The 22,412-nt window shown below is 64.1% G+C and carries 33 protein-coding genes; 20 read left to right on the top strand and 13 right to left on the bottom strand.

What is annotated here, in order from left to right:
- Positions 1-4 precede the first annotated feature (4 nt).
- Positions 5-994, top strand: coding sequence for a LacI family DNA-binding transcriptional regulator (locus A3E1_RS0115970; RefSeq protein WP_026208490.1), 990 nt, complete (start codon positions 5-7; stop codon positions 992-994).
- Here the strand turns inward: A3E1_RS0115970 and A3E1_RS0115975 are convergent.
- The 3 genes from A3E1_RS0115975 to A3E1_RS0115985 are packed head-to-tail and all read right to left on the bottom strand — an operon-like array spanning position 969 to position 3,588.
- Positions 969-1,421 carry a GNAT family N-acetyltransferase gene (locus tag A3E1_RS0115975; protein ID WP_020521791.1) on the bottom strand — a complete coding sequence of 151 codons (453 nt, stop codon included), beginning with the start codon at positions 1,419-1,421 and terminating at the stop codon, positions 969-971. The genes A3E1_RS0115970 and A3E1_RS0115975 overlap by 26 nt on opposite strands.
- A complete protein-coding gene (locus A3E1_RS0115980; protein ID WP_020521792.1) occupies positions 1,421-2,068 on the bottom strand; it encodes an NADPH-dependent F420 reductase in 648 nt (215 codons plus the stop codon). The genes A3E1_RS0115975 and A3E1_RS0115980 overlap by 1 nt, the downstream gene beginning before the upstream one ends.
- Positions 2,069-2,073: 5 nt before the next feature.
- Positions 2,074-3,588 carry an outer membrane protein assembly factor BamB family protein gene (locus tag A3E1_RS0115985; RefSeq protein WP_157631552.1) on the bottom strand — a complete coding sequence of 505 codons (1,515 nt, stop codon included), beginning with the start codon at positions 3,586-3,588 and terminating at the stop codon, positions 2,074-2,076.
- 75 nt (positions 3,589-3,663) lie between these two features.
- Between A3E1_RS0115985 and A3E1_RS0115990 the strand changes: the two genes are divergently transcribed.
- Genes A3E1_RS0115990 through A3E1_RS47135 form a run of 4 tightly spaced genes read left to right on the top strand, consistent with a single transcriptional unit; the run spans position 3,664 to position 5,309 of the window.
- Positions 3,664-4,293: a DUF402 domain-containing protein gene (locus A3E1_RS0115990; RefSeq protein ID WP_026208491.1), complete on the top strand. Its 630-nt coding sequence runs from the start codon at positions 3,664-3,666 to the stop codon at positions 4,291-4,293.
- Positions 4,290-4,763: a GNAT family N-acetyltransferase gene (locus A3E1_RS0115995; RefSeq protein ID WP_020521795.1), complete on the top strand. Its 474-nt coding sequence runs from the start codon at positions 4,290-4,292 to the stop codon at positions 4,761-4,763. Before A3E1_RS0115990 ends, A3E1_RS0115995 begins: the two co-directional genes overlap by 4 nt.
- Entirely contained in the window at positions 4,751-5,140 is a 390-nt protein-coding gene (locus tag A3E1_RS47130; protein WP_157631553.1) for an alpha/beta fold hydrolase, read from the top strand. The genes A3E1_RS0115995 and A3E1_RS47130 overlap by 13 nt, the downstream gene beginning before the upstream one ends.
- Positions 5,141-5,147: 7 nt before the next feature.
- A complete protein-coding gene (locus A3E1_RS47135; protein WP_020521797.1) occupies positions 5,148-5,309 on the top strand; it encodes a hypothetical protein in 162 nt (53 codons plus the stop codon).
- On the opposite strand, the gene A3E1_RS0116010 is transcribed toward A3E1_RS47135, so the two are convergent.
- Entirely contained in the window at positions 5,306-6,226 is a 921-nt protein-coding gene (locus tag A3E1_RS0116010) for a LysR family transcriptional regulator (RefSeq protein WP_020521798.1), read from the bottom strand. The genes A3E1_RS47135 and A3E1_RS0116010 overlap by 4 nt on opposite strands.
- 86 nt (positions 6,227-6,312) lie before the next feature.
- Here A3E1_RS0116010 and A3E1_RS49160 point away from each other — a divergent pair, with 86 nt between their 5' ends.
- Genes A3E1_RS49160 through A3E1_RS40525 form a run of 3 tightly spaced genes read left to right on the top strand, consistent with a single transcriptional unit; the run spans position 6,313 to position 7,631 of the window.
- The gene (locus A3E1_RS49160) at positions 6,313-6,633 is read left to right on the top strand and encodes a dihydrofolate reductase family protein (RefSeq protein ID WP_157631554.1); all 321 of its coding nucleotides are present in this window, start codon (positions 6,313-6,315) and stop codon (positions 6,631-6,633) included.
- Positions 6,566-6,922, top strand: a complete 357-nt coding sequence (locus A3E1_RS0116015) for a DUF1801 domain-containing protein (RefSeq protein ID WP_020521799.1) — start codon at positions 6,566-6,568, stop codon at positions 6,920-6,922. Before A3E1_RS49160 ends, A3E1_RS0116015 begins: the two co-directional genes overlap by 68 nt.
- A 22-nt stretch (positions 6,923-6,944) precedes the next feature.
- Positions 6,945-7,631: a DUF998 domain-containing protein gene (locus A3E1_RS40525; protein WP_020521800.1), complete on the top strand. Its 687-nt coding sequence runs from the start codon at positions 6,945-6,947 to the stop codon at positions 7,629-7,631.
- Here the strand turns inward: A3E1_RS40525 and A3E1_RS0116025 are convergent.
- Positions 7,604-8,116, bottom strand: a complete 513-nt coding sequence (locus tag A3E1_RS0116025) for a GNAT family N-acetyltransferase (protein WP_020521801.1) — start codon at positions 8,114-8,116, stop codon at positions 7,604-7,606. The genes A3E1_RS40525 and A3E1_RS0116025 overlap by 28 nt on opposite strands.
- A gap of 17 nt (positions 8,117-8,133) precedes the next feature.
- Between A3E1_RS0116025 and A3E1_RS0116030 the strand changes: the two genes are divergently transcribed.
- Positions 8,134-10,401, top strand: a complete 2,268-nt coding sequence (locus A3E1_RS0116030) for a beta-glucosidase family protein (protein WP_020521802.1) — start codon at positions 8,134-8,136, stop codon at positions 10,399-10,401.
- Between the two features lie 55 nt (positions 10,402-10,456).
- On the top strand, positions 10,457-11,077 hold the full coding sequence (locus tag A3E1_RS40530; RefSeq protein ID WP_020521803.1) for a DsbA family protein: 621 nt from the start codon (positions 10,457-10,459) through the stop codon (positions 11,075-11,077).
- Here the strand turns inward: A3E1_RS40530 and A3E1_RS0116040 are convergent.
- On the bottom strand, positions 11,074-11,622 hold the full coding sequence (locus A3E1_RS0116040; protein ID WP_020521804.1) for a YdeI/OmpD-associated family protein: 549 nt from the start codon (positions 11,620-11,622) through the stop codon (positions 11,074-11,076). The genes A3E1_RS40530 and A3E1_RS0116040 overlap by 4 nt on opposite strands.
- Complete coding sequence (locus A3E1_RS0116045; protein WP_020521805.1) at positions 11,607-12,014, bottom strand: VOC family protein; 408 nt, start codon at positions 12,012-12,014, stop codon at positions 11,607-11,609. Before A3E1_RS0116045 ends, A3E1_RS0116040 begins: the two co-directional genes overlap by 16 nt.
- A 61-nt stretch (positions 12,015-12,075) precedes the next feature.
- Here A3E1_RS0116045 and A3E1_RS0116050 point away from each other — a divergent pair, with 61 nt between their 5' ends.
- Positions 12,076-13,044 (top strand): helix-turn-helix transcriptional regulator, encoded by a 969-nt coding sequence (locus A3E1_RS0116050; RefSeq protein ID WP_020521806.1) that lies wholly within the window; start codon positions 12,076-12,078, stop codon positions 13,042-13,044.
- On the opposite strand, the gene A3E1_RS0116055 is transcribed toward A3E1_RS0116050, so the two are convergent.
- Positions 13,022-14,383 carry a hypothetical protein gene (locus tag A3E1_RS0116055; RefSeq protein ID WP_020521807.1) on the bottom strand — a complete coding sequence of 454 codons (1,362 nt, stop codon included), beginning with the start codon at positions 14,381-14,383 and terminating at the stop codon, positions 13,022-13,024. The genes A3E1_RS0116050 and A3E1_RS0116055 overlap by 23 nt on opposite strands.
- A gap of 123 nt (positions 14,384-14,506) precedes the next feature.
- Between A3E1_RS0116055 and A3E1_RS0116065 the strand changes: the two genes are divergently transcribed.
- Genes A3E1_RS0116065 through A3E1_RS0116075 form a run of 3 tightly spaced genes read left to right on the top strand, consistent with a single transcriptional unit; the run spans position 14,507 to position 17,004 of the window.
- Positions 14,507-15,175 (top strand): MOSC domain-containing protein, encoded by a 669-nt coding sequence (locus A3E1_RS0116065; protein WP_020521809.1) that lies wholly within the window; start codon positions 14,507-14,509, stop codon positions 15,173-15,175.
- Between the two features lie 16 nt (positions 15,176-15,191).
- Entirely contained in the window at positions 15,192-16,445 is a 1,254-nt protein-coding gene (locus A3E1_RS40535) for a hypothetical protein (protein ID WP_157631556.1), read from the top strand.
- Positions 16,438-17,004 carry a dihydrofolate reductase family protein gene (locus tag A3E1_RS0116075; protein WP_020521811.1) on the top strand — a complete coding sequence of 189 codons (567 nt, stop codon included), beginning with the start codon at positions 16,438-16,440 and terminating at the stop codon, positions 17,002-17,004. The genes A3E1_RS40535 and A3E1_RS0116075 overlap by 8 nt, the downstream gene beginning before the upstream one ends.
- Here the strand turns inward: A3E1_RS0116075 and A3E1_RS0116080 are convergent.
- Positions 16,970-17,452, bottom strand: coding sequence for a MarR family winged helix-turn-helix transcriptional regulator (locus A3E1_RS0116080; RefSeq protein WP_040390928.1), 483 nt, complete (start codon positions 17,450-17,452; stop codon positions 16,970-16,972). The two genes, A3E1_RS0116075 and A3E1_RS0116080, sit on opposite strands and share 35 nt — an antisense overlap.
- Positions 17,453-17,533: 81 nt before the next feature.
- Here A3E1_RS0116080 and A3E1_RS0116085 point away from each other — a divergent pair, with 81 nt between their 5' ends.
- From A3E1_RS0116085 to A3E1_RS0116095, 3 genes are read left to right on the top strand one after another with little or no spacing between them, the layout of a single operon-like run.
- Entirely contained in the window at positions 17,534-17,935 is a 402-nt protein-coding gene (locus A3E1_RS0116085; protein ID WP_020521813.1) for an SgcJ/EcaC family oxidoreductase, read from the top strand.
- The gene (locus A3E1_RS0116090) at positions 17,932-18,333 is read left to right on the top strand and encodes a hypothetical protein (protein WP_020521814.1); all 402 of its coding nucleotides are present in this window, start codon (positions 17,932-17,934) and stop codon (positions 18,331-18,333) included. Before A3E1_RS0116085 ends, A3E1_RS0116090 begins: the two co-directional genes overlap by 4 nt.
- A 10-nt stretch (positions 18,334-18,343) precedes the next feature.
- Positions 18,344-19,108, top strand: coding sequence for a methylenetetrahydrofolate reductase (locus A3E1_RS0116095; RefSeq protein ID WP_020521815.1), 765 nt, complete (start codon positions 18,344-18,346; stop codon positions 19,106-19,108).
- Here the strand turns inward: A3E1_RS0116095 and A3E1_RS0116100 are convergent.
- Together A3E1_RS0116100 and A3E1_RS47710 are read right to left on the bottom strand one after the other, a co-directional pair.
- A complete protein-coding gene (locus tag A3E1_RS0116100; protein ID WP_020521816.1) occupies positions 19,094-19,600 on the bottom strand; it encodes a GrpB family protein in 507 nt (168 codons plus the stop codon). The two genes, A3E1_RS0116095 and A3E1_RS0116100, sit on opposite strands and share 15 nt — an antisense overlap.
- A 145-nt stretch (positions 19,601-19,745) precedes the next feature.
- The gene (locus A3E1_RS47710) at positions 19,746-19,889 is read right to left on the bottom strand and encodes a hypothetical protein (RefSeq protein ID WP_020521818.1); all 144 of its coding nucleotides are present in this window, start codon (positions 19,887-19,889) and stop codon (positions 19,746-19,748) included.
- Positions 19,890-19,929: 40 nt separating this feature from the next.
- Here A3E1_RS47710 and A3E1_RS0116110 point away from each other — a divergent pair, with 40 nt between their 5' ends.
- Both A3E1_RS0116110 and A3E1_RS0116115 read left to right on the top strand, forming a co-directional pair.
- Positions 19,930-20,124 carry a hypothetical protein gene (locus tag A3E1_RS0116110; protein ID WP_157631557.1) on the top strand — a complete coding sequence of 65 codons (195 nt, stop codon included), beginning with the start codon at positions 19,930-19,932 and terminating at the stop codon, positions 20,122-20,124.
- 26 nt (positions 20,125-20,150) lie between these two features.
- Positions 20,151-20,366 carry a hypothetical protein gene (locus tag A3E1_RS0116115; protein WP_020521820.1) on the top strand — a complete coding sequence of 72 codons (216 nt, stop codon included), beginning with the start codon at positions 20,151-20,153 and terminating at the stop codon, positions 20,364-20,366.
- Positions 20,367-20,369: 3 nt separating this feature from the next.
- Here A3E1_RS0116115 and msrB read toward each other — a convergent pair whose 3' ends face one another.
- Positions 20,370-20,759, bottom strand: coding sequence for a peptide-methionine (R)-S-oxide reductase MsrB (gene msrB, locus A3E1_RS0116120; RefSeq protein ID WP_020521821.1), 390 nt, complete (start codon positions 20,757-20,759; stop codon positions 20,370-20,372).
- Between the two features lie 29 nt (positions 20,760-20,788).
- On the opposite strand from msrB, the gene ligD reads away from it, so the two are divergent.
- On the top strand, positions 20,789-21,805 hold the full coding sequence (ligD, locus tag A3E1_RS0116125; RefSeq protein WP_020521822.1) for a non-homologous end-joining DNA ligase: 1,017 nt from the start codon (positions 20,789-20,791) through the stop codon (positions 21,803-21,805).
- Here ligD and A3E1_RS0116130 read toward each other — a convergent pair.
- The gene (locus tag A3E1_RS0116130; RefSeq protein WP_020521823.1) at positions 21,789-22,364 is read right to left on the bottom strand and encodes an NADPH-dependent FMN reductase; all 576 of its coding nucleotides are present in this window, start codon (positions 22,362-22,364) and stop codon (positions 21,789-21,791) included. The genes ligD and A3E1_RS0116130 overlap by 17 nt on opposite strands.
- Positions 22,365-22,412 lie beyond the last annotated feature (48 nt).

The following is a 22,412-nucleotide window of genomic DNA, read 5'->3' on the forward strand; positions in this document are numbered from 1 at the left end:
CGACGTGACGAGGAGACTCGCAGAGGTAGCCAAGTACGTCGGGGTCAGCGAGGCGACGGTGAGCCGGGTGCTTAACGGCAAGCCGGGCATCTCAGAGGCGACCCGGACGGCAGTGCTGACCGCGCTCGATGTGCTGGGCTACGAGCGCCCGGTCAAGCTGCGCGGAGAACGGGCACGCCTGGTGGGGCTGGTGCTGCCCGAACTGCAGAACCCGATCTTCCCCGCGTTCGCAGAGGTCGTGGCCGGGGCTTTGGCCCAGCGTGGGTTCACCCCGGTGCTGTGCACCCGCACCGAGGACGGGGTCTCGGAGTCGCAATACGTCGACACCTTGCTAGAGCAACAGGTCTCCGGAGTGATCTTCGCGGGCGGCAACTACGCCCAGGCCGACGCCGACCATGAGCACTACATCCGGCTCAAGGAACGCGGCCTGCCAGTCGTTCTCGTCAACGCGGCGATCGACGGGCTTGGCTTTCCGGTCGTGTCCGCTGATGACCGCATCGCGGTCCGCCAGGCGCACAACCATCTCGCCTCGCTCGGGCACACGTCGATCGGGCTGTTGCTCGGGCCGGCCGACCACGTGCCGTCGCAGCGCAAGGCGGCCGAGTTCCCGGATCTGCCCCTGGCCCGCACGCTCTACTCGATGGAGGGCGCGCAGGCGGCGGCCACGCGGTTGTTCAAGCAAGGTGTGACCGGGCTGATCTGTGCCAGCGACATCATGGCCCTCGGTGCGATCCGCGGGGCGCGGCGCATGGGGCTATCCGTCCCGGAAGACGCATCAGTGATCGGTTTCGATGACTCGATGTTCATGGCGTGCACCGACCCGCCGCTAACCACGGTGCGCCAGCCGATCGGGGACATGGCTCAGACAGCCGTCGCCTTGCTCGTGACTCAAGTGGACGGTGGCGAAGTCGCCGCAGACGAATATCTCTTCGACACCGAACTCGTCGTGCGCGCCTCGACGCGTCCGCCTAAGAAGGCAGCTCGCGGCGCATAGGGATGTGCGGGATGCCATCGTCCAGATATTCCGGGCCGGTGGCGTGGAAGCCATACCGTTCGTAGAAACCGGCCACTTCGGACTGTGCCTCCAGCACGATCGGCCGGTCACCCGACGCGGCGAGCGCCGCCACCATTAGCTTGCCTGCCAGGCCCAGCCCACGGGCGTCTTTCGCCGTGACCACCCGGCCAATGCGGGCGACCGGGCCGTTTTCCTCGTAATCGGTGAGGATGCGCAAGTACGCGATGGGTGTGCGGTCGCGTTCAAACCACAGGTGCCGCGTACCTTCCTCGAGGTCTCGTCCATCGAGTTCCGGATAGGCGCATTGCTGCTCCACCACGAACACGTCGGTCCGCAGCTTCAGCAAGCCATAAAGGGTTCTCGCGTCCAAGTCAGCGAAGCCGGCGGCCCGGAAAATCATCTCCATCAGCGCACAACCTTCACGTTGAAATTGCCGTGGCTCACGGCTGGATAGAGCCGGACCCATAGCGCAAGGTACATCTCCATGCCCCGTGCCATCTCGATGCCGCCGAGATCCATGATGTCCTCCCATCCGAATTCGGCCAGCAGTCCAGTCACGACAGTCTTGGCTTCGGCGTCGTTGCCGCACAGGAACATCGTGTGATCGCCACCGCCCAGTTGCTTCGGCTCGGCCATCACGGTGTTGTTGACCGTGTTGAGCGTCTTGACGACCCGGGCTTCGGGGAACTCCCGCTGGATCTGTTCGCCGAGGGAGCTGGTGTCTTTGACAAAGAGCATCGGTGGGTACCCGTTGGAGAAGTCGAGCGGGTTAGAAACGTCGATGAGCACCTTGCCGGCCAGATTGTCAGCGCCAGCCAGGTGAAGTGTCGTGATCGAAACGTCCCCGGCGGTCGCGTTGAGGACCACGTCGGCGAATGCGGCCGCTTCGGCGTGCGTGCGCAAAGCCAACTCTGGGTGCTCGGCGAACCAGCTATCCCGCTCACTCGTCACAGCAACGTCTCGTGTGCCGACACTTACCTCGTGCCCGACCTCGGCAAAACGGCTGGAAAGACGCTTTCCCACCGCACCGGTCCCCAGGACCCCAATCTTCATGGAGATCAGCGTATGCCAAACGCGTGGAACCCTCCGCCGCGTGTGCCGAAGTAGATGTTGCCCTTCCACACCGCTGGCGTGGACTCGATGCAGCTGCCAGGTTTCATCTGCCACAGCTGTTGCGGCGCCGCTTTGGTGTCGCTGATGTCCCAGGCGCTGAATTCGCCGCGGCAGTCGCCCGCCAGCAGCACGCCGTCGACGACGACCGGTGACATGTGCACTCGCACCATGTCGAGTTCCCAGCGCTTCTGGCCGGTCTCACGGTCAATGCCGAAGATCTTGCCACGGTTGGTGCCCCAGATGATGAGATCCTTGTAGATCGCGGGCGATCCGTAGATGCCGCCCTTCTTCTCCCCATCGCGAAATTGCTCGTCGACCTTCCACACCAGCGGGTTGTCCGGCTTACGCGGGTCGAGTTTCATCATCTGGCCGTTGTTCTTGGACGTCTGGTTCAGACGCTCATATTCCGAGCCGACGTAAAGGAATCCCTGATCGTCGGCGACGAGCGCGCCATCGGTGTCGTCGCCGGTCCAGAAGCGGAACACCCGTTCCGGCTTCTTGCCCTCCTTGAGGCCGCTGATGTCCCAGCCCTGCACCAGACCGCCGGAGTTGGCGAAGTAGATGACGTTGCCGATCACGGTGACGGCGCCCTCGACCGAGACGTTGTTGTCCTTGGTGTCCTTGAGGAGCTGGTCATCCCAGCTGGGCGTGTGGAACACCAGCTCGGGTTTGACGCTCACCTTGCCGTCGGAACCGTAGCCCCGGTTGAGCTTGACGATGTGGAACTGGCCGTTTTCGCCACCCTCGAAGAGGTAATCGTCGAGGATCAGGGCGCTGGCGTCCCAGTCGTCGTTCCATAGCGTCGGCTTGACGGCGGTCGCGGAAATCTTCCAGAGCTCGCGTGGCTTGGGGCCGTCGAAAGCGATGGCACGAAAGAAGTTGTCCCTCGATCCGGTGTAGACGATCGGGTATCCGTCGGGATCGATCGTCACCGTGCCCTTGATGATGTCGCCGGTCTCGAACTTGGGGATGATGTCCGTCCCCGTCTTGGCATCGACGAAATGCACTGCCTTGTCATAGGCGCCGAAGACCACCCACGTGCGCCCCTCGCGCTCGAAAACCGCGGGCTGACCTGTATAGCCCGTGCCACACCACTCGCGCGGCCCGTTCTCATCGGAGGAGATCGCACACATTCCGCCGCCCTTGGGGTAGCGCCAGAGCTCTTGCGGTTTGGTGCGGGGGACCGGCCCGGTGCCGTAGAACGTCCGGGTCGGGTTGCCGCGGAAGGTCAACAGTCCGTCGACCTTAGTGCCATAGGGATCGCCGACCCGGCGGGCATCCCACCAGCCCTCAAACGGTGGTTCCTGCGACTGTTGGGGGTTGGGTGCCGCTCCCGGGTTGAAAAGGGCATTTTGTGCGCCGGGCCAGACCCAGACGATGCCAGCTAGCAGGCCAACCGCGATGATCGCCAGCAGCGCGACCTTGCGCTGAAACGGCAGACCAGACAGGGGCAGTTTCACGCTGACAGTCTGCACTGTGTCGGGTACTGAGCGTAGGTCACTCTCATCACAGCCTGGACACGATAGGGTCTCCGCGTGCGTTTTACGGTGGGCCAAACGGTGGTACGACGGTGTTTATACCGGGATAGTCGCATTTCAGCCGTTGAGTCAGCCCGGGTCATCAGCGATGACGACCGAGGGCTGCTGACCTGGACAAGTGCGGGTTCGGCGGTGATGCGCCGGGCGACTTTCGCCCGTGAGCCGATCCGCAAGATGCCCGTCGCCGAACGCGACAAGATTCCCACCATGCTGATTCCCACGACTTGGCATGGCGGCGGCATTCTCGTCTTCACTCCCGAGGACGCGAACCATTCCGTGTGGTGGTTCTTTGACGCCGCAGGGCATTTCGAAGGCTGGTATGTCAACCTCGAACTCAATCGCGGCCGCTGGGAAGGCGGGATTGACGCCCAGGATCAGGCCCTCGACGTCTGGGTCGCGCCCGATCGCAGCTGGCGCTGGAAGGACGAGGACGAATTCGAAGAACGAACAGGCCATCCGTTGTACTGGGAAGCCAGCGAAGTAGCCGCCATCCGCGCCGAAGGCGAGCGCATGATCGCGCTAGCCGAAGCGGGAGCGTTTCCCTTCGATGGCACGTGGGTCGACTTTCGTCCCGATCCACAGTGGACACCCACGACGATGCCCGTGAATTGGGACAGCCCATTATGACCTCGGTCCGTCACGGGGGTGCTGACGATCTCGATCTCGTCAGCAGGTTGCACGTTCAGAGCCGGCAGCACGCGTACCGCGGCATCATCCCGCAGGACAACCTGGACTCGCTCGACCCGGCTGTTTTTCTGCGGTCCTGGCAGAAGAACTTCACGCCGGGCAGCGGTCTGTTCATCGCCGAGGACGACGGCACCCCGGCCGGCTTTTGCCACGTCGCCGACGGCTGGCTGATGTCGATCCACGTGCTGCCGCGATGGCATGGCGGCGGCGTTGGACTGGCTCTGCTAAACGCGGGTAAGAATGCCTTGCGGGACATGGGTTTTGCGCAAGCCCGCCTGTGGGTCGTGGCCGGAAACGCCCGTGCCCGGCGATTCTATGAGCGTGAGGGCTGGCGGCAATCCGGTCAGTCGAAGGAGCAGGACCTCAACGGTGCGCTGACCCCGTTGGTGGAATACATATGCGATCTCTGACCCGTGACGGTCAGCCTCTCGTGGTGCACGACTCCGGCGGTTCCGGCCCGGCGATCCTTATGCTGCTTGGCCTCGCGGGTCACGCGGGCGAGTTCGAAACCATCGCCGCACCTTTGCGCGAGACGCACCGTGTGCTCCTGCTCGACCAGCGCGGCAGCCTTCTCGGCGACATGTCCCGCCAGGCCTACGCCGACGACGCCCTGTTTGTGTTACGTAGGCTGGGCATCGAGCAGACCGTCCTATGTGGCCAGCCGCATTTCGGCCAAAGCCACCGTCATCACCATCCCCTGCGCCGCCCACGACGCCCATCTCGACAACCCCACCGCCGTCCTCACCGCCATCCGCACCTTCCTGCTGTAAGGCTAAAGTTGCTCTAGGCCAACGATGCAGCCCGAAGACTTCGGCGGTGTCACCGCCGATGAGGCGATCCGGCGAGTACTGGAAGTCCAGTGGCAGGGCAAAGCGATCGCGGCTGTGACGCAATACCGCGTCGACGAGCCAGAACGGTGGAGCGAATACATCCGTGAGCAGATGATCGCCTTTTAGGAGGCCGTGGGCGGGTGCAGGCTCAGGGTTCCGGGGCTGGCGTCGTAGGCCGCTTTGACGAATGCGCGCACGCGTTCCGTGGTGTTGGTGCCCACCCATACCGGGCCCCAGCGGATAGGTGCGGCGTCGTGCAAGGGAACGTAGGTGATGTCGGGCCGCGGGTAGTACTGGGCGGCATGAGCACCTGCCGGGAACACGCCTTTGCCTGTCGCCACAAGGGAGAGAATCTCGGCGAACGTGTTGGCGCTTGGCCCGCGCTGGATCGGCTTGCCGCCTGGCGTGTGACTAGGGATGCGGTCGCGGCGCCACTCTTCGGGCAGGTTGACCTGAATCATCGGATAGCCGGCCAGTGCTTCGAGCGACATCGAGTCGTGTTTGGCGAGCGGGTGTGCGGCGGGCACCACCAGAACACGGGGCTCAGCAAGCAAAACCGGGCCGCTCACGAGATCTAACTCTGGATCGGCGAAGAGAATATCTGTGATCAGGACATCCATGTCGCCGTTGCGCAGCCGGGTGACGGCTTCGTGAATTTGAGCCTCGTGGATGTGGACTTCGCAGTCGGGGTGCCGTGAGCCGAAAAGGCTGACCGCTCTGAGAAGCAGCTGTCCCGCTCCGGCGCTGACGAAACCAATCCGCAGTACGCCGCTAACGCCCCGCCCGGCGTCGATCGCCTTGCGGAACGCATCGTCGATGCCGGAGACCAGCGGCGCCAGATCTTCGGCGAGCGCCTTGCCGATCCGTGTGAGCTGCACTTGGCGGCTCGTGCGCTCAAACAAGGGAGCCCCGACACGGCGTTCGAGTTTCTTGATGGTCTGGCTGATCCGGCCGGTGGTGACCCTTAGCCGATCCGCGGTGCGCCCAAAGTGGAGTTCTTCGGCGAGGGTCAGAAATGCCTCGATCTCGTGCCGCTCAAGCATTCTGCCTCCGTCGTTTCCTCTCGCTAAACGAACGTAACTCGATCTTGGATTGTTGACCTCCTCCATTCGGTGAATCCTCGAGATCAATGACGAACACTTCAGCACCCGGCTCAGGCCGGCGAAAGATCGTGGCCGGCTTGCCAGCCACCACTTTGGACAGTGCCGAGTGGGACAACTCGGCTTCCCTGGATAGCGAGACTGTCGCCGCGCTGGCCCTGCTCAAGGAGGAACAGGGCGCGGACATCCACATATGCGGGGGCATCACCCTGACGCGATCGCTGCTACAGGCAGGCCTCGTCGATGAGTTCTATCCATGCCTAGATGAGGGAGCTAACAACCATGGCAAAGCCCACCACGATTGCCGAATACATTGCCCAGCAGCCGGAGCCGCTGCGCGAGATCGCTGACAAGCTGCGACAGCTGATCGATGGCTTGTTTAGCGACGGCAGCTCAGCGCTCTTTCAAGGGCACCCGGTTTGGGGACGTGGCGAAAAGCCTGGCCGGGATCCGATTTGCTATCTCAAGGCCTATCCGAAGTATGTGACGTTCGGCTTCTGGCACGGCCAGGAAATCGCCGACAGTTCGGGCCGGCTGGAGCCGGGCTCCCGTGCCATGGCAAGCGTCAAGCTGCGCGGCCTCGACGATATCGACACAGCGCTGTTCACCGCCTGGCTCACCCAAGCCAGCGACATCTAGTTCCTTCGATTACGGAGAACCAATGACAACGACCATCGTCACCTCGCCGGGCGCCCTCCCGGCGATCACCCGCCCGTCCACGCGGCTCATGCTTACCGCCGGCGTCCTAGCCGGGCCCTTGTTCCTGGTGACCATTCTCATTCAGCAGGCCACGCGAGCCGGGGTCGATCCCGTGACCCAGCCGCTGAGCCTGTTGTCACTAGGGGAAAACGGCTGGATTCAGATCACGAATTTCATCGTGTCCGGGTTACTAGTTCTCGCCTCGGCGGTGGGGATCCGCAGAACATTGCGTGGCGGCCCAGCCGGCACCTGGGGCCCGATTCTCATAGCGGTCTACGGAGTTGCTCTCGTCTGGGGCGGCGTCTTTGTGGCCGATCCAGCCTCCGGGTTCCCAGCCGGTGCGGCCATGGGTGTGCCTGACCCCTCGACGTGGAGCTGGCACAGCTGGATGCACGCCTTCGCCGCTCCAGCCATGGGACTGTCTCTCATCGCCGCTTGTTTCGTCTTCGCTCGCGCGTTCCGGCGTCAGGGCAAGACCGGCTGGGCGGTGCTGAGCTGGGCCGCGGCAGCCGGGTACTTCGTCGTGGCAGGCACTGGGTTTGGCACCAGCGACTTCCGGCTTGTGCTGGCGGGCGGTGGCTTGCTGTGGCTCTGGGCCGCGGCGGTCAGCGCACACCTCCTTCACATGCGGGAGAAGGGTTCGGCATAGGTGAAGGGGCCGGACGGGGAACCGTCGTAAACGGCTAGTGGGCGCGCCTGGAAGTAGTCGCCCCACGCGGGGTCGGGAGCATTGATGCCGAGACTGGACGCGGGCCGAAAACCGAAGCGGGAGTAGTAACCGGGGTCGCCGAGCAGCGCGACGATCGATTCACCGAGGGCGTCGGCCGCTCCTAGGACGGTGTGCATGAGGGCCAGGCCGACGCCACGGGACTGATGTGTGGGGTGGACGGCCAGCGGGCCGAGGCCGAGCGCGGGAGTGCTGTCGATCCAGCCGCGGGTGCACACGACGTGTCCCACGATGCCGGGACCATCAGTGGCCACAAAGGACAGTTCCGGGATCCAGCCCTCGTCTTCCCTGAGCCAGCCGAGCAGAGTGGTCTCGATCGGCTCGGCTGTCTCGGGCTTGGCGAACGCCGCCGTGACCACGGCGGCTACAGCGGAAATGTCGTTAGGGGTTTCCCGGCGTATGAGCACCAGTTCAAGATAGCGGTATGGATCGCGAGACCAAGGTAAGCATGCTGTCAGGGCAGGACATGTGGACGCTGCCCGAGGTGCCGGAGATCGGGCTGCCGTCGCTCACGATGTCGGATGGGCCAGTCGGGGTGCGGGGGACCGGCTGGACCGAGAAGTCGATCGCGCTGCCTAGCCCCACCGCGCTGGCCGCCACGTGGGACCTTGACCTGGTGCGGAAGGCGGGCCTGGTGCTCGGGCTCGAAGCCCGGCGAAAGGGCGTGCACGTGCTGCTCGCCCCGACCATCAACCTGCACCGCAGCCCACGCGGCGGGCGGCACTTCGAGTGTTATTCCGAGGATCCGTTGCTGACCGGGCTGATAGCCAACGCGTTCATCGATGGGGTGCAGAGCCAGGGTGTCGCGGCGACGGCGAAACACTTCGTGGCCAACGACTCCGAGACCGACCGGATGACCGCCAACGTGCAGGTTAGCGAGCAGGCGTTGCGCGAGCTCTATTTGCTCCCGTTCGAGATGGCTGTCCAATCTGGAGTGTGGGCTGTCATGGCGGCCTACAACATGGTCAATGGCAAGACGATGACCGAGCACGGCGAGCTCCTCAGCGGTGTACTCAAAGGGGAATGGGGATTTGATGGCATCGTGGTCTCCGACTGGACCGCGGCGCGGTCGACGGAGGAGACCGCGCTAGCGGGGCTCGACATCGTCATGCCACAGCTGTTCAGCCCGTGGGGCGAAGAGCTTGCCGCGTCACAGGTTCCCGATGAGGTCATCGACGACAAGGTGCGCCGGGTGATCCGGCTCGCCGAGCGGGTCACCAAACCAGCCGACGTCACCGAGATTGATGGCAGGCAAGCAGCCCGCGAGATCGCGGCGCGGTCGTTCGTCTTGGCGAGCAACGATGGCGTGTTACCGCTCCAGGAGACCCAAACCGTTGCCCTGATTGGTGTCCCGGCACACGAGCTGCGGATCATGGGTGGCGGCAGCGCCGAGGTGAACCCGGAATATGTCACCACGCTGGAAACAGCGCTGGGGCAAAAAGCACACTTGGCGACCGATCCGCGGGCGACGTTGCCGCCAGCCGCCGGTCCGCTTTGGACAGACTTGACGGTGACGTGCTTTGACGAGCAACGGACCGTTCTGCTGAGCCAGCCGCTGGAAACCGCCGCGATCCGCTGGATAGGCCAGTTCCCGGTGGAAAACCTCGCCCGGGTGGAGGTTTCCGGGACACTGTCCGATGCTCCTGGGACGCATACGTTTTCCGTGCGCGGGCTGGGTGCCTTCAAGCTCAGCGTCGACTCCAAGGTGTTGTTCGACGACACGATCTGGCCCGACATGAGCGACCCGATCGGGTTCCTCAAACCGCCGGAGCAGCGCGTCGCTGCCATCGTCCAAGGCGCGCAACAAGTGCGGCTTAGCCACGACGTCATGACCGAGTCGCCTTTTCCCGCCATCAACTTCCAGCTGGGCCATGTCCCGCCGCAGCCAGAAGACCTTATGGAGCAGGCGATTGAGGCGGCGGCAGCCGCCGATGTCGCCGTGGTGGTCGTCGGCACGACCGAAGACGTGGAGTCCGAAGGTTACGACCGGCCGAGCCTCGCCCTGCCTGGCCGTCAGGACGAGCTTGTCTCCCGCGTGATCGCGGCCAATCCGCGCACTGTCGTCATCGTCAACGCGGGGGCGCCGGTGCTCTTGCCGTGGGCAGATGAAGCCGCTGCCGTCTTGCTGGCCTGGTTCCCAGGGCAGGAAGGCGGAAACGCTTTGGCTGACGTGCTCTATGGCCGGGCCGAGCCCGGTGGGCGATTGCCAACGACATGGCCCCGTGCCGAGCAGGACGTTCCGGTCTGGGATGTCGAAACCACGGACGGGCTCATCGCGTACCAGGAAGGATTGTTCATTGGTTATAAAGCCTGGGACGCAGCGGCCGTCGAGCCGTTGTATCCCTTCGGGCATGGGCTTGGTTATACCCAGTGGGTCTACGAAACCCTCGTCGCCACAGAGGAAAGCGTCAGCGTCACTGTCCGTAACGACGGCACCCGCCCTGGACGGGAAGTCATCCAGATCTATGTCGAGCCGAGTGAGCAAATGCCAGCACGCCCGAAGCGCTGGCTCGCTGGCTTCGCCATCGCCGAAGGTGAATCCGGTGACGTCGTCACAGTGACCATTGACCTGCCCAAACGCACCTTCCAGCAGTGGGCTGAAGGTTGGCAGACCATGCCTGGCGAATACCTCGTGCACGCCGGTCATAGCCTTGCTGACCTGAGGATTGGGGGAGTCGTGCACGTCACATAAGTGGGCACGGGGCCGCCGTGAGCTCCTAGGGTAGCTAAACGTGACGATCGCTGACATGTGGTTTGACCCCACCTGCCCCTGGGCCTGGGTGACCTCACGGTGGCTGCTCGAAGTGGAGCGCGTGCGTGAGGTTCAGGTTCGCTTCCGCGTCATGAGCCTGGCTGTGCTGAACAACTACGACCCCGGCGACCGTGCGTGGGGTCCGGTGCGTGTGGCCATCGCGGCTGAGCAGCAGTTCGGCAACGCCTGTCTGTCCAGTTTGTACACTGCGCTCGGCACTCGGATTCACCACGAGAAGTGGGCGCTGGGACACGACCTTTACGTTGACGCCCTGAAAGCCGTTGGCCTGCCTGGCGAACTAGCAGACGCGGCGGAGGTCACGGGTTTCGATGAGTTGCTGCGCTTGAGTCACGCTGAGGGCATGGAGCCGGTCGGGCAGGACGTGGGCACCCCGATCATCCACGTCCCCAACGCTGACGGTCAGCGGATCGCCTTCTTCGGTCCCGTGGTGACGCCCGCCCCGCGTGGCGAGGCCGCCGGCCGTCTCTGGGATGGCGTTCTCCTCGTCACCGGAACGGACGGTTTCTTCGAAATCAAGCGCAGCCGCACCCGGGAACCCAGGTTCGACTCCCCGCTGCGCCCCGCCGTGCTGCACCCACCCGTGCTGCCTTATTAGCGCGTCAGGGTTTCGAGCAGTTTCGTGAGCTGAGTGGCCCGGGTCTTCGGCGTCCGGGCCTTCAGCCATGGCAGGATCAGCAGGTATTGCTCGGTTTTGCCGAGTTTGGCGAACGCTTGCCCCGCTTGCCCATTGGCGGCGAGCGCGGCGGCCACCTCCGGCGGCACCGTGGACTCCTTTTGCGACACATAGGCGGTGTCCCAGCGCCCATCCGCTTTCGCCGCTTCGATTTCGGCGAAGCCGGGCTCACGCATGCGGCCCGCGGCGATGAGAGCTTCCGCCCGGTCGACATTCACCTTTGACCACGAGCCCTTGGGCCGGCGCGGCGAATACTTCTGCACGAAGCAATCGGCGTCATAGGACTTGCGGATGGAGTCGATCCAGCCGTAGCACAGGGCGACATCGCCAGCGTCGGCGATGCCGATGAGTTTCTTGGTGGAGCCCTTCTTGCCAATCTTTATCCAGGCGCCGCCCGGCTCGTGGTGGTGGGAGGCCAGCCAGGCCTCCCACTGAGCGGCGTCCTGAAAGGTCAGGACTTCTTCCACGACAACACCTCTAGGTAGTGCGCGTTGTACATGATGCCGAGCACATTGCCGAACGGGTCCACCACCGACGCGGTGACGAAGCCCTCGCCGCGGGTTGTGGGCGGCTGATATTCGGTCGCGCCCAAGGAAAGCAGCCGCTTGAACGTGCCCTCCAGGTCGTCGACGTGCCAGTGCATGATGGCGCCGCCGGTCTGGCGGTCGGCCGGGGCGTACTTGCCGTCGATCAAACCGAACTCATGTTGATAGTCGCCCACGCGAAACTCGTAATACCCGGGCCGGGCGAAGTAGGGGTCCATGCCCAGAAACTCGGCGTACCAATCCTTGGCGGCTTCGAGGTCGTCGGCGAAGAAGTTAAGGGTGGCGAATCCTCGCAAGGTCTGTGTCTCAGTCATGACCCAAACCTAGCGAGCATTGCGGAACCTACGGTTCCTCAATACCTGGCATTATCAAAAAATGCTGGAAACTTCGGTACGCCTGCTCAAACTGATGGCGTTGCTGCAGACGCGCCGGGACTGGCCGGGCGCGGAACTCGCCGATCGGCTGGGAGTGACCACCCGGACCGTCCGCAACGATGTTGAGCGCCTGCGCATCCTGGGCTATCGCGTGGACTCGACGACCGGTTCCGCGGGTGGCTACCGCCTCGGCTCCGGGGCGGCGATGCCTCCGTTGCTCCTCGATGACGAAGAAGCTGTCGCGATGGCGCTTGGTTTGCGCGCGGCGGCGTCCGGCTCGGTCACCGGGATCGAAGACGCCTCTTTGCGGGCGCTGGCGAAACTGGAGCGCACGTTGCCTTCCCGGCTGCGCCACCGGGTCGATGCGCTGCGCTCAGCGACCGTTTCCGCGGCGGCTAGCGGGCCGACCGTCGACGCTTCGGTTTTGACCGCGATCGCTAGCGCCTCGCATCAGCACGAACTGTTGCGGTTCGACTATGTGGGGCGCGACGGTCAGCCCAGCCTGCGTCAGGTGGAGCCGCATCAGCTCGTCTACACCGGACGGCGGTGGTATCTGCTGGCGTGGGATCGAGAGCGAGCGGACTGGCGTACGTTTCGGGCCGACCGCATCACGCCCCGCACACCCAACGGACCGCGCTTCACGCCTCGCGAACTCCCGCCCGGTGGCGCTATCGAACACGTGCTACGCGGAGTCGGCTCGCTGCAATGGAAGTTTCGCGCCCGGATCGTCCTTCGCGCACCCGCAGCCGCCATGGTGGAGAGGCTGCCCGTCGGTGCGGGCAGCCTCACGGCGATCGACGATGACACGTGCCTGTTCGAAACCGGATCGGACTCGTTGCACGACCTCGCCGGATTCGTTGGCAGCCTTGACGTTTCGTTCACGGTGCTCGATCCGCCCGAACTGCGGGCACACCTGCTGCACCTGGCGGACCGTTACCGCGCTGCCGCTAAAGCTCCCGGTAAGGGTTGACGCCGTGCGCGGCGATAAGGAACCACGCTGTCGCGCCCACGTGCTGATTCGGGAAGTAGCTGAAGCCGAACCCGGTGTCGAAAGTCGTTGTCGCCGAGACGATTCCGGACTTGGCTGGCAGCACCGATCCGGTCCAGTCGCCACCTTCACCCGGATTCGACAGCCGCCCGTTGATGGGATCGCTCGTGCGGCCAACGGTCTGCCCCGCGCCCAGCTGCTCCTGCGCCTTGACCGTCTCGAACAGATAGTGCAGCGCGGCGCGCTTGTCGTGGTGCTGGTAATAGGCCGCTGCCATGTGACCGTTGCCCTCCGGCCACACCGCTGGGCTCAGACTCTTGGCTACATCACTGAAGGTGACACCCTTGATGCCGAGGTCCACATTGGACAGGTTCTCATCGTTCCAGCGCAGGGAACGGGCGATCCAGTGGTCGCCAAGACTCAGGTATGCCCACGGGTTGACGTCTTCAGGCAGGATCGATTTGTTTATCTCGTCGGGGGAGGCTTCCTGAGTACCAGTGAAGAAATGCCCTTGTTCGCGATTCCACATGGCTTCGACGAAGGAGCGGGCCGTGCGGGCGCCCTCGTTCCACAAGCGATCTCTCGTGTAGCGGTTCAGCAGCTTGAAAAGCGCGTAGATATCGATGTTGTGTTCCGTCGAGCACCACGTCTGTGGCGTCACGCCATCGGCTTTGACACCACCATGAAAACCTCCATGGGTGTACCCAGTGAGCCGTTGCGTGATCCACGATCCCAAAGCGACGGCCCCATCAAGGTAGCGCCGCTCGCGCGTGTGCCCATAGAGCTGAGCCAGGGCGAGCCCGGCCCACGCGGCGTCGCCGGTCGAGGTGCCGCTAAAGCCAAAGGGCCAAAGGAACGCGGCCTTCCCGTCGCCGCGCACGAGCCCGGTGAATTCGGGCGACCAGCCGTAGAAGATCATCGGGCCGGTGGCATAGGCCTGCCTGATCCGCCCGTCGGTGAACGTTTCGTCGTTGGCCTGAATCCACATGATGGTGTCGCCAATGAGCTTGGCGCGCTGGACGTTGACCGCCGTGGGCCGGGCGAGATAGGCGATCGCGGCGAGCGCGTTGTCGTAGATGAAGCCGGTCGTCATGAGCCCGGATTCGTTGTTGTAGCTCTGCAGCAGCCGCGGCGTGCTGCCTTGCTCATAGGCGTCCATGACGAAGTCGAGGTAGGCGTAGGCCCGCCCGGTGGAACCGGACAGCCGGCGGTCGATCACGCCAGTTTTCGCCGTGGCGGACGCTGCGGAGGGAAGTCCTAGCTGTGCGGCCGCGGCTGCGCCAGCCGTCAAGGCGATCAGGTGCCGTCGGGACAAGGACATATGCGAGCCTTCCGGAGCCGGGGCGAGAGAGCGCTCTCGCACACTGTCGAGCAATTGAAGCGCATCGGAAACCTCAGCGCAATAGTCCTAGAGAGCGCTCTCGCGGACTGCTAACCTGCGTCCGTGAACGTGGCTGAACTGTGGCGCTACCCGGTGAAGTCGGCAGGGGGAGAGCGGCTCACGACCGCGGTCCTTGGCGCGCATGGCATCGCGGGCGATCGTGCGCTCGCTGTGCGAGACGAGGATGGCGAAATCACCTGGGCAGGGGAGACGCCACCGCTCATGCGGCTGCAAGCGGCGACGTTGCCCGACGGATCCGTATGGCTGGCAACGCCTGCGGGTGGCGTCGCGTTCAGCGGTCCGGACAGGCACCGTCTGCTGACCGAGGCAGCGGGGCGCCCGGTGTCGCTTGTGGACTATCAACCGCACCGGATCGAAGCAGCGGTCCACCTGCTCAGCACGGCGTCGCTGCGCAGCCTGGCGTCGGCGTTGCCCGAGGTGTCCATTGAGGTCACCCGGTTTCGTCCCAACATCCTGGTCGACGTGCCCGGCGATGGGTTCCCGGAACAAGGCTGGATCGGAAGCCGGGTTCAGGTCGGGGCAGCGGTCCTGCGCGTGACCGAGGGCTGCGTGCGGTGTGTGATGATCAACCAGGCCACCTTGCGCAGTGAACTCGACAAACGGGTGCTGCGATGGGTGGCCCAAAATCAGCGCAACGTCTTCGGGGTTTACGCGGCAGTGGAGACGCCAGGTGCGGTAGCCGTTGGCGACGCCGTCTCGCTGCTGGGCTAACCGCTACAGTCGCGGGGTGAAACATGTGGGCTTCCCGCTGGTGGCGGGCGCGATCGCGGGGCTGGCGCTCACCGAGAACGGCTGGGGCGCCTTAGCCGGTGCCATCTTGCTAGCGCTAAGCGAAAGTGTTGCCCGCAAACGGCAGCAGCCCGGCCAGATCCCGGCGCTCTGGTCTCGCATCGTCATGAGTGGCGCCTTCGCGGCCGTGCTCGGCGGGGTGTTTGGCTGGCTCTTTGACGCGGGACCCGTGCTCACGGGAGTCGTCGCGGGATTGGTGGCTGGGCTTCTGGGCATCCGGCCGCTCAAGGTGGTGCTGGGACCGGTCGTTGGGCTGTTGACGGGCTGGGCACTGTCGTTTGTGGGCGCTCCCGCCGCCGTGGTCGCTGCCGTGACGGTGGTCGTTTTCCGGATCGTGTCGCGCGTGCTGTTTCGCGACGCCCAGGTGAGCCTGCTCGCCGAAAGCGTTGACGCCAGCGAACTGCCCTTCGTCGTCCCGTTGCCCGCCCAAACCCGTTACGTGGGCACCAGTTATGTGGAAACCCTGACCGGCGGCACCTATCAATCGGACGCCTCCGACGTTGGCATCGTGGCTTCGCTCGATGACCTGATCGGGCCTCGGTTCGACCCAGCCGAAGTGCACCCGCTCGTGCGCGAGTTCTACGAGCACACCACCAGGTTCACCCTCGACATCGTTCCGAAGTGGCGGCTGTGGGTGCGGCCCGGCTACCTGCTCTACCGCAACCTTGTCGCGCGGCCACTCGGTCAGGCCAACGTGCCGATGAACCAGCGTGAGACGCAACGTGGCGTGCGCAGCCGCATCGACACGATCACCGGCGCGGACGGGGCGATCAGTGTCCGCGGCTGGATCCGGTCTTTCGCCGACACGGATGAGCCGATCTATGTCGGCATCTACACGACCTACCGCCGCGGCGACACAGGCTTTGTGAGCGTTGGCTTTCCGCTGCCACAGGCGAGCTTCACGGCGACGCTGGAGCCCCGCTCGCGTTCCGGCGGTGGCTTGATCCTGTCGAGCCGGGCTGAAGGCGATCAAGCCGGGCACTATCTATCCTATGTGGATCCCGAGGACCAGCGGCTGACGACGGTCGCCGTGCACGGGTTCGCCGAGGAGCTCGACGTCTACGTCGATGCCGCGGGCGCTCTGCGCGCTGAGCACGCCTTCTGGCTCTTCGGCTGGCCGTTCCTCGTGCTGCGTTACCGCATCGAGCGCAAGAGTGTCGGTGCCTTGTGGCAGGGTGAAGAGCATGGGTAAGACGCAGTTTTACACCGCGACAAGCATCGACGGATACATCGCTGACGAGAAGAATTCCCTCGATTGGCTGTTTGAGTCGGGCACCCCTGATGAGCCTGGCAACCAGGGCTTCCCGGCCTTCTTCGCCAAAGTCGGCGCGTTCTGCATGGGAGCGACGACCTATGAGTGGGTGCTCAACCACGATCAGCTGCTGACCAACGCTGACAAGTGGAAGGAATACTACGGCGACGTTGCCTGCTGGGTCTTCACGCACCGTGATCTGCCAGCGATCCCAGGGGCGAATCTGCACTTCGTGTCAGGTGACGTGGTGCCGGTGCACGACGAGATGCGCGAGGTCGCCGGTGATCGCAACATCTGGGTGGTCGGCGGCGGCGAGCTCGCCGGCATGTTCGCTGACCACGGCCGGCTCGACGAGCTGATCCTCGGGATCGCTCCGGTCACCCTCGGCGCTGGCGCGCCTTTGCTCCCACGCCGGATCACGGCTTCACGGCTCAAACTGGAGAAGGTGGAGCAGCAGGGTCAGTTCATCGCGGCGACTTATTCGCTGCTTGCTCCTTAAGCGTTTTCGTCGCTTCCAGATAGGCGTCGGCGGCTCGCTCGAAATAGTCGAACAGGGTGTCGAGTTCCGCTTTGCTGTAGCGGCGGAACACTTTGGCGAGCGCCTGGCGGGCCGGGGTCACCGCGGGCCCGATCTCCGGCCCGTTGGGCGAAGCGACCGCCTCGATGATGACTTTGCGCCGGTCCGCTGGATCGGCGGTCCGCTGGGCGAGGCCGGCGCGCTCGAGACGGTCGATCAAACGGGTTGTCGCGCCCGTCGTCAGTCCCGTCTGTTCGGCCAGCTCGCCTGACGTCATGCTGCCGTTGAGGCTGAGCAGGTTCATCGCGGCATAGTCCGTGGCGTTTAGCCCCGTCGCGTCGGCGCTCGCGAGCCCGTTGAGGATGACCGCGCTCAGATAACGCCGGTAGACCTCGGAGGCGTCCTGTCTCATCCCACGCGGAGTTGACATCAGCGCGATACCTTCCCTAATCTAATATCTGCACGGGTGCAGATAACGTCTCAGTGCAGCTAATGCTTGGAGGAAGATATCATGGATGAGCTGATCAGCCGGATGGCGCTCGCATGGGAGCGTGGTGACGCTGGCGCCTATGGCGAGTGCTTCACCGAAGACGCGACCTACGTCACCTACATCGGGACCCTTTACCGTGGCCGGTCGGAGATAGCCCGATCACATCAAGCTCTGTTCACTAAGTTCCTAGCGGGCACGAAGCTCGCGTGGGAGATCGTTTCCGTGCAGGAACTGTCCGCTGACGTCACGGTGGTGCTCACGCGAGGGGATGTCTACCGGTCGAAACGTCCAGCGAAGCTGAAGAAGGTGCAGACCTATGTGTTCGTGCGCGGGCTGTGTGTCTCGTTTCAGAACACCCAGCGCAAGCCGTTGATGGAGTCGGTTTCGTTCAAGTTCGCGCCCGAGACGGTGCCAGCCTCATGAAGAAGCTGATGTGCGAGTTCACTGCCGTCGTTGACGCGCCCGCCGAACGTGTCGCCGCCCTGGTGTGCGCACCAGACTCCATGTTGTTGCGTGACAGTGGTTACGTGCTCTCACCGCTCGGCCCGGGCAAATACGCGGCGACGGCGCCAGGCCACCAGATGACGGTCGAATCGCAGGTGCACCAAGGGTTCTTCGCTGTCCAAGGTGGATGGTGGTATCGCGCCGAATACCAGGTCGCCGCCGTGCCCGGGGGAGCACGCCTAACGCAGCGCGTCTACAACGCCGCGACCTGGGGCAGGTGGGCCGTGCCGCTGGCCAGCAAGTTCTTCGCCGGCTTCGAGTCTCGGTCGCGCTCACAGTTTGAGCAGCTGGTCGCTCAGGTGCGCCAGGCTGTGTAGGGTTTGGCGCGTGAGCGCCCCAGCCTTCGATATCGTCTGCGAGATCGAGCCGCCGACCAAACCCGACCTGCGCCATGTGCGGCACCAGATCGGCGTGCTATCCCCGGTCGCGCAATCGTTCCTCATCCCCGACAACCACATCGGGCGGGCGACCGTCTCCAGCATCGCCGTCGCGCACGAAGTCGCCGCCATGGGCGGGCGCAGCATCGCGTGTCTCAACTCCCGTGACCGCAACCTGCTCGGCTTTCACCGCGACATGCTCACCTCAGCCGCCTACGGCGTGAGTGAGTTTCTGTTCGTGCACGGTGACAAGCCAGTGGTCGGCGACCGTACGAGCGAACTGACCGTGCGGGCGATGATGGACGAAGCACGGGCGCTGGACTTTCCCGGAGTCGCTCCTTTGCGCATTGGGGTCGCGGCCGGGCTCCGGCGAGTACCGTCGTGGAAAAGGTCTGCTGATTTCATGTTCGCGCAGGTGAGCTTCTCGGTTGAGGCTTTATTGCGTTGGCGTGACTCGGTTTCCGTTGACATGCCGGTGTATGCCGGGGTGATGGTCCTGGCGAGCGCCCGGATGGCCGAGCGGCTGGCAGCCTGGATCCCTGACATCGCGATCCCTCCCGCGTTGGTGGAGCGCGTCGCGGCAGACCGTCAAGCGGGTGTCGACGCGGCGTGCGAGCAGATCTCGCGGCTGCGCGATAGCGGGGCGTTCCAGGGCGTGCACCTGATCCCGGTTGCCCGCTATCGCGAGATGGCGTTGCGGCTAGAGTCCTTTTAGGACATCTTCGATGAAGGGCGCCTTGCCTGCCCGGTAGGCGACTCGGTCCCGGCTATCCCTTGCCGCCAGCTCCTTTTTGATCCGTGCGTACTCGGCTGCTTTGTCCGGGTGCGCCTTTAGATGATCGCGAAACGCGAGCCATGTCTTCCACCCCTCGGAGGCATGCTCAACGAGGTGCAAGTGGTGGCTGCGTTCCTCGACGGTTGGGTAGCAAAAGGAAAGCTTGCGCTGGTCCGTGTCGCCCGGCTCCGGCGCGGGCACCCAGCCGATCGCTTGCATCGCTTGTGGCTCAACGGAATTAATGTCCTGCACGCGAGCCATCATGTCGATAATCGCCTTAGCCGGCAGCCCCGGGACAGACGTGCTGCCGATGTGCTCTACCGGCCCTATGAGCCACGGTCGCAGCGCTCCCGCCACCCGCTCCTGTTGCTGGGCGAACAGTTCCGCCCACTGCCCGTCATAGGGCACGATCTCAATGTCGTCCAGCCGCATGACACTCATTCTGTCGTGCGCTTGCCCATCGCGTAGAACGCCGCCGCGATGCCCCCGACGACGATGAGACAACAGCAGCAGCCCCAGCCTTCGACATGGAGGTAGAAACCTTCAGCGAGAGTCATGCGGCCGATGGTAGGCGCGCTCAGCAACCCAGTAAGTCTGCTTGTGCCCACGTGCTTCCATGGCGCGTGCCTGGTTCCTCGGCGGCACCCTTGTCGTCGTGATGCGCGACCACGAATTGGTTGCCGTTGTCGTCCTGGCGCCAGACGGTCCACTGTGGAGTCACGGGGTCATTTTAGGTTGCGGGCGCTGTTAGCGTTGAGGGCATGACAATGCTGGTGCAGGTGGATCTCAGGTCTGACAACCGCTTGCTCACGTGCTGGGTCGAGCCGAAGGTCAAAGTGGGAGACCAGATCACGCTGAAGAATTCCGGCGACCCGACGGTGCGGTGGGATGTCGTGCGCGTTGGTGTGCCGCGTTCGGCGGGCGACATCAAACGCGGCTGGAACAACAACATCTGATCCCGTTGGCCCGATAGGCTCGGCGGGTGAAGAAGATCCTGGTTGGGCTGGGGTTGCTCCTGGGCGGATATCTCATCGTGCGGGCGATTATCGAACCGTTCACGATTGATTTTTCCGACCCGTCGACTTACCGCGACGATTGGGGCGGCCCCAGCCTTATTGGCGTCCTTGCCGTTCACTGTGTCCCGGGCATCATCGCCGCCGTCCTCATTGGACGCTGGTTTGCCCGCCGGAAGCGTTAGGGCTTACTCTGCGGGCTGGAGCTTGATGCTCACGCTGTTGATGCAATAGCGGGCGTCTTTGGGTGTGAAGTGCTCGCCGTAGAAGACGTGTCCTAAGTGCCCGTCGCAGTTGGTGCAGCGAACCTCGGTGCGGACCATGCCGTGCGAGCGGTCCTCGATGTATTTGATCGCGCCCGGGATGGCTTGGTCGAAGGAGGGCCAGCCGCAGTGGCTGTCGAACTTCGTGTCGCTGTCGAACAGCGTCGCCCCGCAGCCACGGCACGCGTAGATGCCGGCCGTCTTGGTGTCGACATATTCGCCGGACCACGCTGGTTCGGTGCCGCCCTGGCGCAGCACCCGGAACTCCTCCGGGTTCAGGCGGATCTTCCATTCTTGCTCAGAGATCTCCTCCATGAGGAAACCTTACGCGGTACCGTCGGACCATGCCCAAGGCCGAGGCACTGGAATACGAAGTTGGTAAGCGAACCGTAAGACTCAGCAGTCCAGACAAGATCTTCTATCCCGAGCGCGGGTTCACGAAGAAAGACGTGTTTGAGTATTACCTGGCCGTCCAGGAACCCATGCTGCGCTATATCGGGGATCGCCCGACGGCGCTGCAGCGGTTTCCGGACGGGATAGATGGCGAGATGTTCTACCAGAAGCGCATCCCGGCCCGTGGTGTGCCTGACTGGATGAACACGGCGAAGATCACTTTCCCGAGTGGCCGTGACGCTGACGAGCTGTGCCCCACCGAGCCCGCGCACATCCTGTGGGCGGCGCAGATGAACGGCGTGGTGTTTCACCCGTGGCCGGTGCGCGCCCCTAACGTGGATCACCCAGATGAGCTGCGGATCGACCTAGACCCGCAACCGGGCACGGACTATCACGACGCCGCCCGCATCGCGACTGACCACGCGCGGGCGGTTCTTGAGGAGGCCGGGCTCGTTGGGTACCCCAAGACTTCTGGGGGCAGAGGGGTTCATATCTATGTCCGGATCCGTCCGGAGTGGACTTTCATCGACGCGAGGCGTGCCGTCATTGCCTTCGCTCGCGCGCTGGAGAAACGTGATCCCAAGAGGATCACGACGGCGTGGTGGAAAGAGGAGCGCGGCGAGCGCGTGTTCGTTGACTACAACCAGATGGCGCGCGACCGCACGATCGCGAGCCCCTATTCGCTTCGGGCCAACCCGCGGGCGACCGTGAGCACCCCGGTCACGTGGGATGAGCTCAACGACGTCGAGCCTAACGACTTCGACCTGAAGTCAGTGCCGCAAAGGCTTGCCAGCAAAGGAGATGGCTACGCTGACTTGGACAGTCAGCCGGGCGATCTGTCCACGTTGCTGCAGTGGTGGGAGGCGGATCCACGCGAGATGCCGTGGCCACCTGACTACCCGAAGATGCCGGGTGAGCCGCCGCGCGTGCAGCCGAGCAAGAAGGTCGCGGCTAACTGGGACGAATAGCGGTGAAGGCTGCCGTGACCCGGCCGAGTTCGGTCAGGAGCGTCGCGGCAGCCTTTTCCATCGCTGCCGTCGGCTGCAGTGCGCCCTCGTCGTCGATCGTCTGCCGCAGGTGGATGGTCACGGCCTCATTGATAGGCATCATCTTCAGCGTGGAGACGACCGGCTTGATGGCCTCGACGGCGCGCATGCCACCGGAACTCATGCCATAGCTCACGAACGCGACGGGCTTGTCGTTCCACTCGTAGTAGAGGAAGTCGAGCGCGTTCTTTAGCGACGCGGGATAGCCGCGGTTGTATTCGGGAAGTACGAAGACGAAAGCGTCAGCGGCCCGGGTCATGGCGCTCCACTGGCGTGTGTGCTCGTGGGCATAGGACAGCCCTTCGACCGCCGCTTCGGGCTCGTCGAGGAAAGGCAAATTGAGCGCGGCGAGATCGACGTGGTGCACATCAAAGCCGGACTCGGCTCGGGCGATCTCGGTAAACCAGCTGGCGATGGCGGGACCAGCGCGTCCGGTCCGGGTGCTGGCTGAAATGACGTTCAGCCGAGATTTGGTTGACATGTCACCAACATAAGCAAGAGATTGGTGACATGTCAACAAGAGTGCTAC

It is taken from the genome of Catelliglobosispora koreensis DSM 44566, from assembly GCF_000379685.1.
Taxonomy (GTDB): Bacteria; Actinomycetota; Actinomycetes; order Mycobacteriales; family Micromonosporaceae; genus Catelliglobosispora; species Catelliglobosispora koreensis.

Excerpts from the sequence above, each read along its gene's own strand:
- A3E1_RS0115975 (WP_020521791.1), bottom strand. The coding sequence starts at position 1,421 with ATGGAGATGATTTTCCGGGCCGCCGGCTTCGCTGACTTGGACGCGAGA.
- A3E1_RS0115980 (WP_020521792.1), bottom strand. The coding sequence starts at position 2,068 with ATGAAGATTGGGGTCCTGGGGACCGGTGCGGTGGGAAAGCGTCTTTCC.
- A3E1_RS0115995 (WP_020521795.1), top strand. The coding sequence starts at position 4,290 with ATGACCTCGGTCCGTCACGGGGGTGCTGACGATCTCGATCTCGTCAGC.
- A3E1_RS47130 (WP_157631553.1), top strand. The coding sequence starts at position 4,751 with ATGCGATCTCTGACCCGTGACGGTCAGCCTCTCGTGGTGCACGACTCC.
- A3E1_RS47135 (WP_020521797.1), top strand. The coding sequence starts at position 5,148 with ATGCAGCCCGAAGACTTCGGCGGTGTCACCGCCGATGAGGCGATCCGG.
- A3E1_RS0116010 (WP_020521798.1), bottom strand. The coding sequence starts at position 6,226 with ATGCTTGAGCGGCACGAGATCGAGGCATTTCTGACCCTCGCCGAAGAA.
- A3E1_RS49160 (WP_157631554.1), top strand. The coding sequence starts at position 6,313 with ATGACGAACACTTCAGCACCCGGCTCAGGCCGGCGAAAGATCGTGGCC.
- A3E1_RS0116015 (WP_020521799.1), top strand. The coding sequence starts at position 6,566 with ATGGCAAAGCCCACCACGATTGCCGAATACATTGCCCAGCAGCCGGAG.
- A3E1_RS40525 (WP_020521800.1), top strand. The coding sequence starts at position 6,945 with ATGACAACGACCATCGTCACCTCGCCGGGCGCCCTCCCGGCGATCACC.
- A3E1_RS0116030 (WP_020521802.1), top strand. The coding sequence starts at position 8,134 with ATGGATCGCGAGACCAAGGTAAGCATGCTGTCAGGGCAGGACATGTGG.
- A3E1_RS40530 (WP_020521803.1), top strand. The coding sequence starts at position 10,457 with ATGTGGTTTGACCCCACCTGCCCCTGGGCCTGGGTGACCTCACGGTGG.
- A3E1_RS0116045 (WP_020521805.1), bottom strand. The coding sequence starts at position 12,014 with ATGACTGAGACACAGACCTTGCGAGGATTCGCCACCCTTAACTTCTTC.
- A3E1_RS0116050 (WP_020521806.1), top strand. The coding sequence starts at position 12,076 with ATGCTGGAAACTTCGGTACGCCTGCTCAAACTGATGGCGTTGCTGCAG.
- A3E1_RS0116055 (WP_020521807.1), bottom strand. The coding sequence starts at position 14,383 with ATGTCCTTGTCCCGACGGCACCTGATCGCCTTGACGGCTGGCGCAGCC.
- A3E1_RS0116075 (WP_020521811.1), top strand. The coding sequence starts at position 16,438 with ATGGGTAAGACGCAGTTTTACACCGCGACAAGCATCGACGGATACATC.
- A3E1_RS0116080 (WP_040390928.1), bottom strand. The coding sequence starts at position 17,452 with ATGTCAACTCCGCGTGGGATGAGACAGGACGCCTCCGAGGTCTACCGG.
- A3E1_RS0116085 (WP_020521813.1), top strand. The coding sequence starts at position 17,534 with ATGGATGAGCTGATCAGCCGGATGGCGCTCGCATGGGAGCGTGGTGAC.
- A3E1_RS0116090 (WP_020521814.1), top strand. The coding sequence starts at position 17,932 with ATGAAGAAGCTGATGTGCGAGTTCACTGCCGTCGTTGACGCGCCCGCC.
- A3E1_RS0116100 (WP_020521816.1), bottom strand. The coding sequence starts at position 19,600 with ATGCGGCTGGACGACATTGAGATCGTGCCCTATGACGGGCAGTGGGCG.
- A3E1_RS0116110 (WP_157631557.1), top strand. The coding sequence starts at position 19,930 with ATGACAATGCTGGTGCAGGTGGATCTCAGGTCTGACAACCGCTTGCTC.
- msrB (WP_020521821.1), bottom strand. The coding sequence starts at position 20,759 with ATGGAGGAGATCTCTGAGCAAGAATGGAAGATCCGCCTGAACCCGGAG.
- ligD (WP_020521822.1), top strand. The coding sequence starts at position 20,789 with ATGCCCAAGGCCGAGGCACTGGAATACGAAGTTGGTAAGCGAACCGTA.
- A3E1_RS0116130 (WP_020521823.1), bottom strand. The coding sequence starts at position 22,364 with ATGTCAACCAAATCTCGGCTGAACGTCATTTCAGCCAGCACCCGGACC.